Source organism: Undibacterium sp. JH2W (assembly GCF_049340425.1).
GTDB lineage: Bacteria > Pseudomonadota > Gammaproteobacteria > Burkholderiales > Burkholderiaceae_D > Undibacterium.
In genome coordinates, this window is sequence record NZ_JBMPOT010000004.1 from 265586 (window position 1) to 281390 (window position 15805).

The 15805-nt window shown below is 50.2% G+C and carries 17 protein-coding genes; 6 read left to right on the plus strand and 11 right to left on the minus strand.

Features of this window, described 5'->3' with window-relative positions:
* Positions 1-56 precede the first annotated feature (56 nt).
* Positions 57-1163, minus strand: coding sequence for a tRNA 2-thiouridine(34) synthase MnmA (gene mnmA / locus ACO0LC_RS07595; protein ID WP_423002036.1), 1107 nt, complete (start codon positions 1161-1163; stop codon positions 57-59).
* Positions 1160-1651 (minus strand): NUDIX hydrolase, encoded by a 492-nt coding sequence (locus ACO0LC_RS07600; protein WP_423002037.1) that lies wholly within the window; start codon positions 1649-1651, stop codon positions 1160-1162. Before ACO0LC_RS07600 ends, mnmA begins: the two co-directional genes overlap by 4 nt.
* 451 nt (positions 1652-2102) lie before the next feature.
* Here ACO0LC_RS07600 and ACO0LC_RS07605 point away from each other — a divergent pair, with 451 nt between their 5' ends.
* The 5 genes from ACO0LC_RS07605 to ACO0LC_RS07625 all read left to right on the plus strand — a co-directional run bounded on the left by ACO0LC_RS07605 (position 2103) and on the right by ACO0LC_RS07625 (position 6489).
* Positions 2103-3218 (plus strand): Re/Si-specific NAD(P)(+) transhydrogenase subunit alpha, encoded by a 1116-nt coding sequence (locus ACO0LC_RS07605; RefSeq protein WP_423002038.1) that lies wholly within the window; start codon positions 2103-2105, stop codon positions 3216-3218.
* A gap of 46 nt (positions 3219-3264) precedes the next feature.
* A complete protein-coding gene (gene panD, locus ACO0LC_RS07610) occupies positions 3265-3630 on the plus strand; it encodes an aspartate 1-decarboxylase (RefSeq protein WP_110255112.1) in 366 nt (121 codons plus the stop codon).
* Between the two features lie 83 nt (positions 3631-3713).
* A complete protein-coding gene (locus ACO0LC_RS07615) occupies positions 3714-4037 on the plus strand; it encodes an NAD(P) transhydrogenase subunit alpha (RefSeq protein ID WP_423002039.1) in 324 nt (107 codons plus the stop codon).
* Positions 4037-5470 (plus strand): NAD(P)(+) transhydrogenase (Re/Si-specific) subunit beta, encoded by a 1434-nt coding sequence (locus ACO0LC_RS07620; RefSeq protein WP_423002040.1) that lies wholly within the window; start codon positions 4037-4039, stop codon positions 5468-5470. Before ACO0LC_RS07615 ends, ACO0LC_RS07620 begins: the two co-directional genes overlap by 1 nt.
* Positions 5471-5700: 230 nt before the next feature.
* Positions 5701-6489, plus strand: a complete 789-nt coding sequence (locus ACO0LC_RS07625; RefSeq protein ID WP_423002041.1) for a tetratricopeptide repeat protein — start codon at positions 5701-5703, stop codon at positions 6487-6489.
* A gap of 71 nt (positions 6490-6560) precedes the next feature.
* Here the strand turns inward: ACO0LC_RS07625 and rocF are convergent, their stop codons facing one another.
* Complete coding sequence (gene rocF / locus ACO0LC_RS07630; protein ID WP_423002042.1) at positions 6561-7472, minus strand: arginase; 912 nt, start codon at positions 7470-7472, stop codon at positions 6561-6563.
* A 35-nt stretch (positions 7473-7507) separates the two neighbouring features.
* Positions 7508-8587, minus strand: a complete 1080-nt coding sequence (locus tag ACO0LC_RS07635) for an ornithine cyclodeaminase (protein WP_423002043.1) — start codon at positions 8585-8587, stop codon at positions 7508-7510.
* A gap of 405 nt (positions 8588-8992) precedes the next feature.
* On the opposite strand from ACO0LC_RS07635, the gene ACO0LC_RS07640 reads away from it, so the two are divergent.
* Positions 8993-9448 (plus strand): Lrp/AsnC family transcriptional regulator, encoded by a 456-nt coding sequence (locus ACO0LC_RS07640; protein WP_162057814.1) that lies wholly within the window; start codon positions 8993-8995, stop codon positions 9446-9448.
* A 15-nt stretch (positions 9449-9463) separates the two neighbouring features.
* Here the strand turns inward: ACO0LC_RS07640 and ACO0LC_RS07645 are convergent, their stop codons facing one another.
* The 7 genes from ACO0LC_RS07645 to ACO0LC_RS07675 all read right to left on the minus strand — a co-directional run bounded on the left by ACO0LC_RS07645 (position 9464) and on the right by ACO0LC_RS07675 (position 15751).
* The gene (locus tag ACO0LC_RS07645) at positions 9464-10366 is read right to left on the minus strand and encodes a response regulator (RefSeq protein WP_423002044.1); all 903 of its coding nucleotides are present in this window, start codon (positions 10364-10366) and stop codon (positions 9464-9466) included.
* A complete protein-coding gene (locus ACO0LC_RS07650; RefSeq protein ID WP_423002045.1) occupies positions 10353-11492 on the minus strand; it encodes an HD-GYP domain-containing protein in 1140 nt (379 codons plus the stop codon). Before ACO0LC_RS07650 ends, ACO0LC_RS07645 begins: the two co-directional genes overlap by 14 nt.
* Before the next feature lie 217 nt (positions 11493-11709).
* A complete protein-coding gene (locus ACO0LC_RS07655) occupies positions 11710-12327 on the minus strand; it encodes a LysE family translocator (RefSeq protein ID WP_423002046.1) in 618 nt (205 codons plus the stop codon).
* 171 nt (positions 12328-12498) lie between these two features.
* Entirely contained in the window at positions 12499-12711 is a 213-nt protein-coding gene (locus tag ACO0LC_RS07660; protein ID WP_422949406.1) for a hypothetical protein, read from the minus strand.
* Positions 12712-12820: 109 nt separating this feature from the next.
* The gene (locus tag ACO0LC_RS07665) at positions 12821-13357 is read right to left on the minus strand and encodes a response regulator transcription factor (protein ID WP_423002047.1); all 537 of its coding nucleotides are present in this window, start codon (positions 13355-13357) and stop codon (positions 12821-12823) included.
* Positions 13358-13565: 208 nt separating this feature from the next.
* Complete coding sequence (locus tag ACO0LC_RS07670; RefSeq protein WP_423002144.1) at positions 13566-14879, minus strand: ATP-binding protein; 1314 nt, start codon at positions 14877-14879, stop codon at positions 13566-13568.
* Positions 14880-15001: 122 nt separating this feature from the next.
* Entirely contained in the window at positions 15002-15751 is a 750-nt protein-coding gene (locus ACO0LC_RS07675) for an SURF1 family protein (RefSeq protein WP_423002048.1), read from the minus strand.
* Positions 15752-15805 lie beyond the last annotated feature (54 nt).

Sequence of the window (15805 nt, forward strand, 5' to 3'; positions counted from 1 at the left end):
GTGGGCATTTGAGGGAAATACCGTTTCCCAGGTAGATAGTAGTTCAGCAGACCAGTTTAGCTGGCTGAGCGGCTGGCAAGGTCGATAATCCCGCCACCCAGGCAAACATCGCCATCGTACAAGACAGCAGACTGGCCAGGTGTGACTGCCCATTGCGCCTGCGGGAAGTCCAGTTGAAAACGCTCGTTATCGCCGCTGAAATGACAAGCCACGTCAGGCTGGCGGTAACGGGTCTTGGCAGACAGCTCACCGGCTTGCGGCGCTTCACCCGCGACCCAGCTGACTTGGCCGGCTTCCAGACCAGCAGATAATAACCAGGGGTGGTCATGGCCTTGCACGGCGTACAGGGTATTGGCTTCTACATCTTTTTTTGCGACATACCAGGCATCACTGCTGCCATCGGCGTTCTGGTGCGACTTGATACCGCCTATGCCTATACCCTTACGTTGTCCCAGGGTATAAAAACTCAGGCCCACGTGCTGGCCTATGATTTCACCTTCAGGCGTCTGGATATTACCTGGCTTATACGACAGGTAACGGTTCAGGAACTCACGGAAAGGGCGCTCACCAATAAAGCAGATGCCAGTCGAATCTTTTTTCTTGGCATTCGGGAGTTGCAATTGCTCGGCGATCTTGCGCACTTCCGTTTTCTGAATTTCACCGAGCGGGAACAAAGTATTCGCCAGTTGTTTCTGGTTCAGCCTGTGCAGGAAATAGCTTTGGTCCTTGCTGGCATCGATAGCCTTCATCAACTGGAACTGGCCATTCATTTCGCGCACGCGGGCATAATGGCCAGTGGCGATGTAATCGGCACCCAGCTTCATGGCGTGATCAAGAAAGGCCTTGAATTTGATTTCAGCATTGCACAGCACATCCGGGTTGGGTGTGCGGCCAGCCTGGTATTCGCGCAGGAATTCGGCAAAGACACGGTCCTTGTATTCATTGGCGAAATTGACGGCTTCGATATCAACACCGACAACATCGGCGACGCTGACCGCATCTATCCAGTCTTCACGGGTAGAGCAGTATTCTGAATCGTCGTCATCTTCCCAGTTTTTCATGAACAGGCCTATGACTTCATAGCCCTGTTCTTTCAGTAGCCATGCTGAGACAGAGGAGTCAACTCCACCAGACATGCCTATCACTACTTTTTTCTTGCTCATTTTTGCGGTTCCAAGTTTCCAAGTGCGCTTGGATGGGTAAACAGCAGGGACAGCGGCGCGCGCTTGCCCTGCAAATAATCTTCTATGCATTGCATGACCAGAGGGCTACGATGCCTGTCCTGGCTTGCCACGAGTTCGTCATAGCTCATCCACACTGTACGCAGTATGCCGGTGTCAAGGGCACGGTCGTAAGCCTGGCCCAGTTCGCCAGTAAAGGCAAAGCGCAGATAAGTGACTGCTTCACCCGTCTTGGGTGAAATAAAACGGGACAGATAAGTGCCTATTAATGCGCTTGGCGTGAAGTCGTGGGCAGTTTCTTCCAGGGTTTCACGGATGACGGCTTGCAGCAGGCTTTCGTCCGGGTCCAGATGACCGGCGGGCTGGTTGATGCGTACGCCCTCAATAGTTTCTTCTTCTATCATGAAAAACTGTTGGTCGCGCTCTATGATTGCAGCTACAGTGACGGATGGTTTCCAAATGGCAGACATGGCTTCTCTCAGTAAGTCCGACATTTTACTTTGCCGTCAAATTTTGTGTGGCAAACCAGCAAATTTGAGAGCGAATTAGCTAATGCGTAATTTATCTATGCCTGCTAATTTTAGAGAATGCCTGCTATTTTTAATTTGCACCAAACTGGCGCGAATGCTGACTTTATTTTCAAGTATTTGTTTTTAAAGGAAATAATTTACTTTTTAAAGCGGGTGCAGGGTATGTGAAGCTGATTTTCGCACAGATATTTGCATAAAACATAAAAAAGTGAACGGTTGTGCTAAAAAACATTTTGCGTGTAATATCGTTGTCGAATATCAAATGTAAGATTCGGGTAAGAAAGTGATTTACCTGTATCAGCAAAAAATAATGGAGCGGCCAGAGCTTACCCTTGGCCGCGACAGCGCGAAATTGTTACACCAGTATTCACACTAAAAAGGGAGCAAATCTATGAAAATCGGCATACCCGCCGAGTCACGGCCGGGGGAGACGCGTGTTGCGGCAACCCCAGAAACGATAAAAAAATATGTTGCAGCCAAACACCAGGTGATCGTGCAGTCTGGTGCTGGCGTGGCTTCCAGTATTACTGACGAGGCCTACCAGGCTGCCGGTGCGCAAATCGGCACAGCCGCTGATGCACTGGGCGCTGAACTGGTCTTGAAAGTACGTGCCCCCAATGCAGAAGAACGTGCCCTGATGAAGTCAAGCACGGTGCTGGTAGGCATGCTCAATCCTTTTGACGCAGATAATATTGCGGCTATGGCCACACACGGCCTGTCTGCATTTGCACTTGAAGCTGCACCGCGCATTACCCGTGCGCAGTCGCTCGACGTCTTGTCTTCGCAAGCCAATATCGCCGGTTACAAGGCCGTCATGCTGGCCGCCAATACCTACCAGCGCTTCATGCCCATGCTGATGACCGCGGCAGGCACGGTCAAGGCCGCGCGCGTATTGATCATGGGTGTGGGCGTGGCCGGTCTGCAAGCCATTGCCACAGCCAAGCGCCTCGGTGCCGTGATTGAAGCGTCGGACGTACGCCCACCCGTCAAGGAACAGGTTGAATCCCTGGGGGCGAAATTCATTGATGTACCTTATGAAACCGATGAAGAGCGCGAGATTGCCAAAGGAGTGGGTGGTTACGCCCGCCCCATGCCCGCAGCGTGGATGGAAAGACAGGCCGCTCTCGTGCATGAACGTGCCAAGCAGGCTGACATCATCATCACGACAGCCCTGATCCCAGGACGCAAGGCACCTATCCTGATCTCGGAAGAGACAGTAAAAGCCATGAAGCCAGGCTCAGTCATCGTCGATATGGCGGTGGAGCAGGGCGGCAATTGCCCTCTGTCTGAACTCAACAAGACCGTCACCAAATACGGCGTACACATCATCGGTGAGCCTAACCTGGCAACCCTGGTGGCGGCTGATGCCTCGGCCCTGTATGCACGTAATGTGCTGGACTTTTTGAAGCTCATCATTGACAAGGATGCAGCGCTGGCGATTAACCGTGAAGATGAAATCGTCGCTGCCACCCTGGTGTGCTCGGCTGGCGAAGTCCTGAAGAAATAAAGAAGTAGATTTAAGATTTTTTTAAGTATCAGAAAGTAGAAAGACCATGCAAAGAAATATGCTCCGCGCCAAAATTCATCGCGCAACTGTAACCCAGTGTGACCTGCACTACGAAGGATCGTGCGGTATAGATGAAGATCTGCTCGACGCTGCCAACATCATCGAAAACGAACAGATAGAGCTGTATAACGTCAATAACGGTGAACGCTTCTCCACTTATGCCATCAAGGGTAAACGTGGCAGCGGTGAAATTTCACTCAATGGCGCTGCAGCCCGCCGCGTACAACTGGGCGATCTGATGATTATCTGTACCTATGCGCCTATGACAGAAGAAGAAGCAAAAGCGTATAAACCGAATGTCGTTTTCGTGAATGGCAAGAATCAGATCACCAGCATCAAAGAGTATAAATAACCTAGCCAGAGCAGGCAGTATGTAAAGTCCGGCTTGCTCATGTCTCGATTTGCATGTCTCAATCCAATTAAAGAGAGGACATCATGGAAGTTAGTCATACCCTTACCAATCTCATCATCTTCGTGCTGGCAATTTATGTCGGCTACCATGTGGTGTGGACAGTAACACCAGCCCTGCACACGCCTTTGATGGCAGTGACGAATGCCATTTCTGCCATCATCATCGTCGGTGCCATGCTGGCCGCCGGTTTGACCGAAGGCGTGCTGGCCCAGGTCATGGGCACGGCAGCTGTGGCACTGGCGGCAGTGAATGTATTCGGCGGTTTTCTGGTCACCCAGAGGATGCTGGAAATGTTCAAGAAAAAAGAGCCTAAAGTCATTGCCCATGCTGACAAGGAGGGCAAATAATGAGCATGAATCTGGTAACGATGCTGTATCTGATCGCATCCGTTTGCTTTATCCAGGCCCTCAAAGGTTTGTCCCATCCTTCCACCGCACGTCGTGGTAACAGCTTTGGCATGATAGGCATGGCAATCGCAGTCGCGACTACCATCGCCCTGATCGTCAAGCTGAAAAACGAAAGTGCTGGTGCAGGTCTGGGTTACGGCCTGGTTGCCATTGGCGTCATCGTTGGTGGCGGCATAGGTGCAACGCTGGCCAAACGCGTAGAAATGACCAAGATGCCGGAACTGGTCGCAGCGATGCACTCATTGATCGGTCTGGCCGCGGTGTGTATCGCCGTGGCTGTTGTGTCTGAACCATGGGTATTCAATATCGTCGCAAGAGACCAGCCCATACCTTTCGGTAACCGTCTGGAATTGTTTATCGGTACTTTTGTTGGTGCGATTACTTTCTCTGGTTCTGTCATCGCCTTTGGTAAATTGTCGGGCAAGTACAAGTTCCGTTTGTTCCAGGGCGCGCCAGTCAGCTTCAGTGGCCAACATCAGTTGAACCTGGTATTGGCAATTGCCATGCTGGGTTGTGGTATAGCCTTCTGCGTCACGCAAAGCTGGACACCGTTCATCATCATGACTGCCCTGGCCTTCGTGCTGGGTGTGCTCATCATCATCCCTATTGGTGGTGCTGACATGCCGGTGGTGGTATCGATGCTGAACAGCTATTCTGGCTGGGCGGCAGCGGGTATCGGTTTTTCGCTGAATAACTCCATGCTCATCATTGCCGGTTCGCTGGTGGGTTCATCCGGTGCCATCCTGTCTTACATCATGTGCAAGGCGATGAATCGTTCTTTCTTCAATGTGATACTGGGTGGTTTTGGTGGCGAAGCTGCTACTGCTGCCAGTGGTGACCAGGCCCAGCGTACCGTTAAATCCGGCTCCGCTGATGACGTCGCTTTCCTGCTCGGTAATGCCGAGACTGTCATCATCGTTCCTGGCTATGGCCTGGCGGTAGCACGCGCCCAGCATGCCCTGAAAGAACTGACAGAAAAACTGACGCACAAAGGTATTACCGTGAAGTACGCAATTCACCCTGTGGCAGGGCGCATGCCTGGCCACATGAATGTTTTGCTGGCAGAAGCTGAAGTGCCTTACGATCAGGTATTCGAGATGGAAGACATCAACAGCGAATTTGGCCAGGCAGACGTGGTATTGGTATTGGGTGCAAATGACGTGGTCAACCCTGCGGCCAAAGACCCCAAATCACCTATCGCTGGCATGCCTATCCTGGAAGCCTACAAAGCCAAGACCGTCATCGTCAACAAGCGCTCCATGGCTTCTGGTTATGCTGGCCTGGACAATGAATTGTTCTATATGGATAAAACCATGATGGTGTTTGGCGATGCCAAGAAAGTCATTGAAGATATGGTGAAGGCTGTCGAGTAAAAGTCTTTTTTCCAACAAAAACCGCTGATTTTATCAGCGGTTTTTGTTTTTATAGTGCTAATTTTGTGTGCAAGACAGCAAAGGAGGCGCAGGAAGTTGACTTTTACTTGTAAAAAACATACCTTGTTATATATTGCAACAATTCTAGTTTTTATGTAAGGATACATTTCGCTGCTGATTTTTATGGCAGTTTGTCATACCAAGTCAAATCATTATTCTGGAGACGCACCATGAAAAAAATATTAGGACTGCTGATAATCATGGCATTTACCGGTAACGTTTATGCTGACGATATGAGCGACGCCAATCGCTTACATGCCAACAAGGATTATGTACGGGCGCTGCCTCTTTTCACCAAGCTGGCAAATGCTGGCAGTGTGGAGGCCCAAGCCACGTTGGGTGAAATGTACTGGTTTGGTGATGGTGTTGCGATTGATATAGATACTGCTGAGAAATGGTTTGCAAAAGCTGCCAGTGGCGGCAATACCAAGGCACGACAATTTACTGAGGTAATCACCCAGCGTAAATTGCATGCTGCGGACATTGCTTACTATACCCAGAGTTTTGATGGTCGTGATGTAAGCCTGGCTAATTATAATTGTCTTCAGCCTGAATTTCCTGCTGTATCCAAAACCAAGGCTGAGATCTATAAGCTGACTGAAGCCGCAAATAACTGGCAGGCATGCTATAACCGCTTTGTGACCCATTTCAATGCCTCTTTACCTGCCGGAGCGACTATACCCAAGGAAATCGGTGGATTGATGAACGATCAGGAAATGGCTCAAGCAGTTATACTGATGGATGCACGTTATAAGCAGATTGCAGAAGACACCGGACAACTGGCGCTGGATGTCAATAAACGCCAAATGGTATGGAAGCTGGCAACCGAAAACTACATTGCCACTGAGGTTGTTGCGAAGAAAATGGAACAAGACCGCTTGCAGCAAGAAGCCTTTGAGGCACGTATGGGATTTTTAGCAAAACAATCCGGCCCCATGGCTACCCGCAAGTCAAATTAAAGAAAATGGTGCACAGAATGTAGACCATTCGTGCACCATGTTTTAAGCGGCCAGTGTGAGGTGTGAGGAGGCTACATCCTGACCAGCGTCGATTTGCCAAACAGGCTTTCTATCAAATCAACCGCCAGCACGGCAGTTTGATTGCGCACGTCCAGTGCTGGATTCAGTTCTACTACATCGAGTGAAGCCATCAAGCCAGTGTCAGCCACCATTTCCATGCACAATTGTGCTTCGCGATAGCTGGGGCCGCCAAGTACTGCAGTACCAACGCCAGGAGCAATGCCGGGGTCCAGGCAATCCAGATCAAAACTCACATGCAAATGGGTATTGCTATCGAGATTGGCCAGGACCGAAGACATGACATTGCGCATGCCGTATTCATCGATATAACGCATGTCAAATACCTGCATACCCATTTCATGGATGAACTTGCGTTCGCCATCATCGACACTGCGTATGCCTATCAGGCGTATGTCAGCCGGTTGTATGGCCGGAGTCTGGCCGCTGTAGTTGATCAGCTCTTTAGGACCGTGACCCATGAGGCAGGCGACAGGCATGCCATGGATATTGCCGGTAGGGCTGATGGTCGACAGATTGCTGTCGGCATGAGCATCAAACCATAAAACGCGCAATTTCTTGCCAACGCGGCGGCAATGTGCTGCCACCGCACTGATGGATCCTATCGCCAGGCAATGATCACCACCGAGCATCATCGGCATGTGGCCATCCTGCAAGGCTTTATCGACGGCATCGTACACGGCCTGGTTCCAGTCTATCGCCTCTTTCAGGTGGCGCAGGCCATTCACTGGTTGTTCCCAGGGATTGGCCGGACCATGCAAATTGCCGTGGTCGATGACTTTCAAGCCGCGTGCCGTCAAAGCCTCGTTCAGGCCTGCCACACGTAATGCGTCGGGCCCCATGCCCGCGCCTCTGACGCTTGCGCCTACATCGGTAGGCGCTCCAATTAAGGAAATGGTTTTCATTCGTTTCTAGTGTGATGCCTGGGTCAACATTGACTTCAAGCGTTTATTGGTACTGCACATTCTGTATTGCTACGGGCAGGGCTGGCAACATTGCTGCTTGTTGCTGCCATTCCCATACCAAACAGGTCTTTCGGGTTCATCATTTCAGGGATCAGATCCAGTACCGGTGAGTTGGCCTGCATGACATATTTTTCCAGATAACGCATGGCAGAAAAATCTTCCAGCGCAAATCCTACAGAATCAAATACCGTGACTTGCTCAGCATGGCTGCGGCCTGTGGCATTGCCTGCCAGGATAGTCCACAACTCGGTTACCTTGAAGTCCGCTGGCATTTGCTGCAATTCACCTTCTATGCGGGATTGCGGCTCATATTCCACTACCACATAGGCATTGTTCAAAATATCCGCATGCAATTCTGTCTTGCCTGGGCAATCGCCACCTACGCCATTGATATGCATGCCGGGTTCTATCATGTCCGGGGTCAGTATGATGGCATTGGTTTTGTCTGCTGTCACCGTGGTCACGATGTCCGCGCCCTTGACTGCCTCGGCAGTTGAACTGGCACGTACCACACGTAATTCTGGATACATACGCAAATTATGAATTAATTTGTCAGTTGCTGCAGGATCTATGTCATAGACGCGCAACTCCTTGATGCCCAGCATGGCATGGAAGGCCACGGCCTGGAATTCACTTTGTGCCCCATTGCCTATCAGGGCCATGACACGGCTGTCTGGCCTGGCCATGTAAGTCGCTGCCAGGGCGGAGGTGGCGGCAGTGCGTATCGCGGTTGTCAGGGTCAGTTCTGACAGCAGGCGAGGGTAACCAGTATTTACATCCGCCAGCACACCAAAGGCAGTCACCGTCAACAAACCAGCCTGGGTGTTTTTTGGGTGGCCATTGACGTATTTGAATGAGTATTGGCTGCCATCAGAGATGGGCATCAGTTCTATGACGCCCACGTCTGAATGATTGGCTACCCGCGCTGACTTGTCGAATGATTGCCAGCGCAAATAATCTTCCTTGATCATGCCCGCCAGACGCACAATGGCATCTTCCAGTCGAGTCTTTTTCAAGTGATTTTGCAGCTCTTTTGTGCCGATGAAGGTCACCATGTTGTTCTCCGTATGTTTTTAAAGTTGGACTGGCGCAAAAGTACGTTGTAGTGACGATTTTGCGTAAGTCCAAAAGGACTTGCGGGAACACATTTGAGAGGCTATTGCGAAATCACCCTGGTTTTCCTGATGTTGCGAGACTTCTAAGTTGCTCCTTGCAAGAAGGGCAAAGCTTGCTGAAATCCACCAGACCCATTTCGCATCAGGCTCTTGCGCACCTGTTGTGCTATGTATTCTGTTAACCATTGTAGCCAGCCGGGCAAAGAATTAGATTGCTAAATTCTATGTAAATTTCATGTAAATAGAAATTAAGTTTCATATTTAATTAAATTATGTTTTTAAATTTCTTATTTAATGAAAATGATAAAATATCCTAAAAATCAGGATGAATTCGGGAGATGAAAAATGGACGTGTATGACCGCAGCATCTTGCGTCATTTGCAACAAGACGGGCGCATGAGCAATCTGAGCCTGGCCGAGCGCATACATTTATCGGCGCCGCAAACCTTGCGCAGGGTCAGGACACTGGAAGAAAAAGGGGTGATACGCGCCTATGTAGCGCAGGTCGCACCAGAAGCCCTGGGCCTGGGGGTGATGGCTTTTGTCAACTTGTCACTGGACCGGGAACAGTTCCGCAATGTGCGTGAAGTAGAGCGACAATTGAAGGCTTTCCCTGAAATCATAGAATGCCACACCATCTCCGGCGACTTTGATTACATACTCAAGGTCGTTGCCAGTGATTTGAAAAGCCTGTCGCAATTTTTGACGGATACTCTGATGCAGGTGCCGGGCGTTGCCTCTTTGCGGTCCATGATATGCATGGAAGAAATCAAACCTGTCAGTGGGCTGCCGATAGACTGATGAATTTGAACTTGGCTATCTTTTCTTGCGCAGGTTGCGGTAACGTTCTGCCCTGCCAGCTATCGTCGAAATGAGTTTTTCCGGGTCTATGGGTTTGCCTAGAAAGTCATCTGCACCAGTTTCTATGGCAGCCATTTCTTTTTCTATTTCTGTCGATAAAAAGACGATGGGGATATCGAGGTAGCGATTGTTTTGTCGTATGATCTGCGCCATTTCCAGTCCATTGCAGACTGGCATATTCAAGTCTGTCAGCACCAGTTCAGGCTTGAATTTTTTCAGGGCATCAAGAATTTCGCTGGGGTCATTGATCACCTTCACATGCATGCCTGCACTGCTGAGTATGGCATCATAATAACTGGCCAGCATTTCATCATCATCGACGACCAGGATGCGGTAGGCCAGCACTTCATTCTTGGCGATTTTTTCATCTATCTTGGCACTCAGGGCTTCGACATCCAGGGGTTTTAGAAAATAAGCTGCGGCACCTTCCCTGACCGCCGCCAGCCTTTGCATGAAATCATCAATGGCTGAAACGTAAATAATGGGAAAATTACTGATGATGCGCTTACCCATTTTCTTTCTCGTAGCCTGGCCCGCAGGGCTATCGACATCAACGACCAGGGCTTGCGGTATTCTGACCAAAATGGCAGATTGCAATTCATCTGCCTCTTCAAAACAGACTACTTCGTGATGATACATTTCCAATGTTGCGGCCAATTGTAGTGCTGCATCAGCATCGGAAAAATATAAATAGACCAGGCTGCGATAGTCGGATTTGTTCAAATCTTCAAAACTTTCATCGCTGCCGGTTTCGACAGAGTCAGGGATATCGTTGTTCATGATGATCGCTATTTGTTCCAGGTGAGTGAGAGACTGGCCAGCCATGCTGGTGCCAGTCCGCTTTTCATAGTCTGGCAATATCACCCCATAAATGGCGCATGGTGAACTTGACTGGTACCTGCTCACGGTGCAAGACCTCGCGTATGGCCATCAAGGGTTTTTGGGTGTCGCGCTTGAGCGGCGTGGACAGAGGGGTGCCACGTGGACCTAGCAGGGCATGCACATACGGGGTGGTTGTAGTATCACCTTTACCCGTGACCACAGCAGTTTCGCCACTCTCCAGTCTGACGAAAGTGCCTATAGGATAAGTACCCAGTTCCTTGATGAAGACCGTGACCAGCATAGGATCTATCTTGGTCTTGCCTTCTACCAGGATATCGCGCAAGGCGGCATTGGGCAGCATGGACTTGCGGTAGCTGCGGGCACAGACGCGCGCGCAATAACGGTCGGCCAGTGAAATGATCTTGGCATTTTGCGGAATATCGGCACTGGTTTTCCTGGCGGGATAGCCACTGCCATCTTCGCTTTCATGATGATGCAAAACCCAGGACAGCCAGTCTTCATTATCCACTCCGGCAGCACGCAGCATGCTGACGCCTGCTTCTGGGTGCTGGGAAATCAGTTCCTGTTCTGCTGCATTCAGGGTTTCGCTTTTTTCTTGCAGTTTCTCTTGCTGTCTCAGCATGGCGACATTCATGGTCAAAGCGGCAGCGGCCAGCAAGAGCATTTCATCGGCAGGTTTTTTGAGGGAGCGGGCGATAAGCAAGGAAACGACTGCAGTATCGACAGAATGCCTTGGGCCGTAATTATCATCCTGGTTCAACAGTATGCAACCCAGGGCCACATCCGGTGCCATGAAAACCGCAGCTCCCATTTTCTTGGTCAAGGAGATCAATTGGGCTGGCACATCTGCTTCTGTACTCAGGTTATAGACCAGCCTGCGTAATTCTGCACGCACAGTATTGATGGTGCGCACGACAGAGGGGGCTTCGCTGGCTTTTTCTACAGTTTTGCCATCGCGCTGACTAGCTTCAGATTTGCCGGTATCAGCAAACAGGCCGCGTTCTATCAGGGCTGACACTTGACTGGTGCTGGTGACAATAAAACCCTTGCGCAATAATAAGCTGCCATCACTGCCATACACGTCCCAAGGCAAGGCTTGCCCTATGACTATGTCAGACATCCCTATGCGTCTGGTTGACATGTACACCTCGGACGGTGAATGATGCGGGGAATGAAGCTTGTCGGAGCACCCTGAATACGCATTTATCCTAGCAGAATTCTTTGTCCGTACTTGTTATTAAATGTCAAGAATGGATGAATCCGTTGCTGCTTTGCAGCGTTAAACTTGCACAAGTGTACTGCACAGTGAACTTGTGAACGTCTGGGAAAATGTGGTGCTCCTGGGAATAATGCCGTGCTTATGTCGTACGTTTGGCACCCGCCAGGGCGCAGCCAAAAAATATAAAAGTGGCAGCGCCTATTTTGTTCATGGATGAACCACCTTTTTCTGACGTCAGCCAGGTCTTGGCGCGTCCTGCAAAAATCGCATAGCTGCTATGAATGATGACGATCAGGCAGCTATAGGTCATGACCAGTACGGTGAACTGCAGGCCATAGCTCATGACGGGGTCTATGAATTGCGGAAATACTGACAGGAAAAAGAATATCGCTTTGGGGTTGGTCATCTGCAAAGACAGGCCTTCCATGAAACGCTTCTTGAAACTTGCTTCATGGACATCTCCTTCCGTGAAACGAAAAGCAGGAGCGCGCCAGAGTTTGATACCCAGGAAAATCAGGTAAGCCGCACCCAGCAGCTTGAGCACGGTAAATGCAGTAGCCGATGCAGCCAGGACGACACCCACGCTGGTGGCAGAAATTGCGGCGACGATCAGGGCGCCAAAGGCGATACCCAGAATGCCGCCAAAAGTACCGCGCATGCCATAACGCAAGGCATTCGTCAGTGTCATGACCACGCCAGGACCGGGGCTCAATACGGTGGCTGTGGCCATCAGCAGGAATAAGGGATACAGTTTCATGGAGAGAACTCTGTGTGTGCCTGGGAAGGAAATTGTACGGTCAAAACGCACGGCGGCAGGGATACAGATTTTTGCGTAACAGGCAAAGAGGGAGCAGCAGCTTCAGCTGCGAACGGGCTTTATTGCGCGGGCTGTTCGTGGCTGAAGCCGTTCCTACAGAGACTGCGAAGATTAATGTGCCTTGGCAAAACGCAGGGCAAACTTCTTGAAATGACGATAGCTGGCGCCCAGGTCTTGCAATGAATCTATGGACTCAGTGATGGATGCGCCTTGCTCGCTGAAATTGCTTTTGAATTCTTCAAATGCAGCTTCAAGAACAGCAGCCAGTTGGTGATTGTACAAGCGTCCAAAATTCAGATGGCGTCTTTTGATGCGCATTTTCATGGTGTTTCCTTTCAGTTGAAGGGCGGATTATAGAGTAATCCCTTTGAGGGCGGTATTTACTTCAGGCTGGTATTTACTGTTTTTTGCTCAAAAATAACAGATCAGTAATTTATTTAATTCTTTGTTTCTCCAGCTTGCGTGCCAGCGTGCGTCTATGCATGCCTAATCTGCGTGCTGTTTCGGAAATATTAAAGTCGGTTTCAGCCAGTACTTCGTGGATTCTTTCCCATTCCAGATTTTTGATGGAAGTGGAGCGATTGGTGATTTCGACATCTGCCGTGCCGGCGATATGGCCAAAGGCGGTTTCGATATCATCGGTGTTGGACGGTTTGGACAAGTATTGGCAAGCGCCCAGTTTGACCGCTTCCACGGCAGTTGCAATACTGGCAAATCCTGTGAGTACCACGATCAGCATGTCGGGATTGTGCTGATGTAAAAGCTGCACGCAAGCCAGACCGGAGGAGTGGCCATTCAATTTCAAATCAACCACAGCGTAAGCGGGCATATGATCTGCTAATAGTTTTTCAGCATCTTCCTTGCTGCTTGCATGCAAGACAGTATAACCGCGCCGCTCAAACGAGCGGCCCAGCGTACGGGCAAAAGCAGTATCGTCTTCGATAATGAGTAGCAGACGACTTTCTGGCATAGTGAACAAATTCCTGAAGTTAACACTGTATTTCGATGAGGTGCAGCAGAGCTGCTATTTCAACTCTTATGCAGCTTTTGTATAGCTCTTGTGACATTGTAAAGTCTTTGTTAGTTTGACGCATTGATAACCCGGACGCGCTTGCTACGACTGTACAAGGAGCATCGCAGGTCCAAGATAGCGGCGCGCATAGCTTGATCAGAGCTTCCTAAAGCATGATCGCCGACAGTGGCAGGCTCAATTGAACGATGGCCCCGCCCTCATCGCGATTGGATACTGTGATATGACCACCCAGTTTGCGTGCCACGTTGACGACAAAAAACAAGCCCAGTCCGCTGCCAGGCCGGCCCTTGGTTGACTGATAAGGTTCTCCCATGCGCGCCAGGATGTCTGGATCGAAGCCCGGCCCGCGATCGATGATGGTAAATATCAATGACTCGCCTTGATGCCGGGCTTCCATGCTCAGCCAGTCCGGAGAGGCTTCCAGGGCATTATCAAGTACGTTGCAGACCATTTGCTTGAGCGCGGTATCGAAGACGATGGGAATATCTTCTTTGATCAGATTATCGAAAGCAAAGAACACGATGGTTCGGGTAGACATGAATTCTTTGGTCAGATCATTCAGGAAGGTATTGATCGTGGTTTTGACTGCAGATTCGCCACGTGCTTCACCGGCAGATAGCAGTATGCCGCTGACTATGCTTTTACAGCGTTGCAACTGCGTTTCCATTTCGCTGATTTCTTCCAATAGCTCGGGGTTTTTCTTGAACTCAGGCATGCGTCGCCAGTCACCCAGGATGACCGAGAGTGTCGCTAACGGCGTACCTAATTCATGCGCTGCGCCAGAAGCCAGCAAACCCATGCGCACGATATGATCTTCTTCGACTGAGCGCTGGTGCAGATCGGCCAGTTGGGCATCCCGTGCATGCAGGTTGTGACCTATGCGGGTGATAAAGAAAACCAGCAGTGCGGCATTGAGCATGAAGCAAATCACAAAGCCACTGACATATAAACGCGATAGCCCGCCGTTTTCACCAGGTGGCAGCGGCAAAGGCTCAGAAAACAGTGATAGTCCAGCCAGGCAGATACTGGTGATGATGACGATGATCCAGGTAGACCAGGTTTCCAGCAAGACTGCGCTTAAGATCACTTGCAGGAGATACAGAAAAGCAAAGGGATTCGATGTGCCGCCACCGAAATACAATTGTGCGGTCAGGCTGAATACGTCGATCAGCAAGGCAAAAACCAGCTCGCCATTGGTCACATAGACGCGCTCATGCCAGCGTAAATGGCTGGCAATATTAAAAGCGATCAGACAGATCAACACCACCAGCATTTTGAATAAGGGCAGGTGTATGCCAAATCCAAACATGACGATGAGTATGGTGGATAACTGACCAAACACAGCGAGCCAGCGCAATTGTATGAGTTGCAGCATATTCTTGTGGCCTGCTGAGTTTTCATACTCTATCGCAATGGCAGACTGTTTTTCTGGTGTTTTTGTTGCGGTTTTTGCCACTATTCCTTGCCCGATACGATGAAGAAGTATTTTTCTTATCATGCTTGCCATGTCCCGTTATTGTGCTTTTTAGTGCATGCTAACAGATCATGGGCTATATGTTAAATTGGCAATTCCAGCCTGGTTTATGCGGTGTTTCCTGTATTGGCTGCGCTGACATTCTTTCTATCCCGCATGACATAGGCCCAGGCTGCTGCCGTCATGGCTGCCAGCGAGAACCAGACCAGGGCATAAATTAAATGGTTGTTGTGAAAATGAATCACGGTCAGGCCTGCAACGGGCGAGCTGGCTGAAGCTTCATTTTGCTGCGCATGGGCTTGATTATTTGCCGGGTTTGCATCAGCATCGATAAAGAAGGGAGCTGACCTGGCCAAGCCAGTTGCGGTTGCAATGGCGTTCACATCGCGTGAATACCAGCGATTGCCAGCTGCATCATTTTTCCTCAAAAACCCTCCACCAGGCTCTGTCATACGCAACAGGCCAGTGACCTGGATGGTGCTGGTGTCGGATGGGGCGCGATCTTTTTCTGATGATGCTCTGTAAGATGCCGCCATTTTTTCCGGGATAAAACCACGGTTGACCAGGATGACCGTCTGGTCTGCTAGCGCCAGGGGCGTTATGACCCAAAAGCCGCCACCCAATTCTGTGGATGCTAGTACCAGTACAGTTTTCTCATGCAAAAAAACGCCGCTAGCCTGTACATGGCGATACTCGTCCGTGCTTGCAGTGATGTGTGACCATGCTGGAAAGCCGGGCGCAGGCACTGGCGTTGTGTGCACACGCTGATCAACCCGCTCTATCAAATCGAGCTTCCACTGAAGCCGTATTACTTGCCAGGTGCCCAGTGAAATAAAACCTGCAAAAATCAGCAGCATGCAGATAGTGAAAGCTAGCCTGAATAAGCGGGAATGGCGAGAAGGGTGTTCAGG

Coding starts and splice junctions, on each gene's coding strand:
- ACO0LC_RS07660 (WP_422949406.1), bottom strand. CDS start 12,711: ATGAAAATGCGCATCAAAAGACGCCATCTGAATTTTGGACGCTTGTAC.
- ACO0LC_RS07615 (WP_423002039.1), top strand. CDS start 3,714: ATGGAAGTTAGTCATACCCTTACCAATCTCATCATCTTCGTGCTGGCA.
- ACO0LC_RS07650 (WP_423002045.1), bottom strand. CDS start 11,492: ATGTCAACCAGACGCATAGGGATGTCTGACATAGTCATAGGGCAAGCC.
- ACO0LC_RS07640 (WP_162057814.1), top strand. CDS start 8,993: ATGGACGTGTATGACCGCAGCATCTTGCGTCATTTGCAACAAGACGGG.
- rocF (WP_423002042.1), bottom strand. CDS start 7,472: ATGAAAACCATTTCCTTAATTGGAGCGCCTACCGATGTAGGCGCAAGC.
- ACO0LC_RS07635 (WP_423002043.1), bottom strand. CDS start 8,587: ATGGTGACCTTCATCGGCACAAAAGAGCTGCAAAATCACTTGAAAAAG.
- ACO0LC_RS07655 (WP_423002046.1), bottom strand. CDS start 12,327: ATGAAACTGTATCCCTTATTCCTGCTGATGGCCACAGCCACCGTATTG.
- mnmA (WP_423002036.1), bottom strand. CDS start 1,163: ATGAGCAAGAAAAAAGTAGTGATAGGCATGTCTGGTGGAGTTGACTCC.
- ACO0LC_RS07605 (WP_423002038.1), top strand. CDS start 2,103: ATGAAAATCGGCATACCCGCCGAGTCACGGCCGGGGGAGACGCGTGTT.
- panD (WP_110255112.1), top strand. CDS start 3,265: ATGCAAAGAAATATGCTCCGCGCCAAAATTCATCGCGCAACTGTAACC.
- ACO0LC_RS07625 (WP_423002041.1), top strand. CDS start 5,701: ATGAAAAAAATATTAGGACTGCTGATAATCATGGCATTTACCGGTAAC.
- ACO0LC_RS07620 (WP_423002040.1), top strand. CDS start 4,037: ATGAGCATGAATCTGGTAACGATGCTGTATCTGATCGCATCCGTTTGC.
- ACO0LC_RS07675 (WP_423002048.1), bottom strand. CDS start 15,751: ATGCTGCTGATTTTTGCAGGTTTTATTTCACTGGGCACCTGGCAAGTA.
- ACO0LC_RS07600 (WP_423002037.1), bottom strand. CDS start 1,651: ATGTCTGCCATTTGGAAACCATCCGTCACTGTAGCTGCAATCATAGAG.
- ACO0LC_RS07665 (WP_423002047.1), bottom strand. CDS start 13,357: ATGCCAGAAAGTCGTCTGCTACTCATTATCGAAGACGATACTGCTTTT.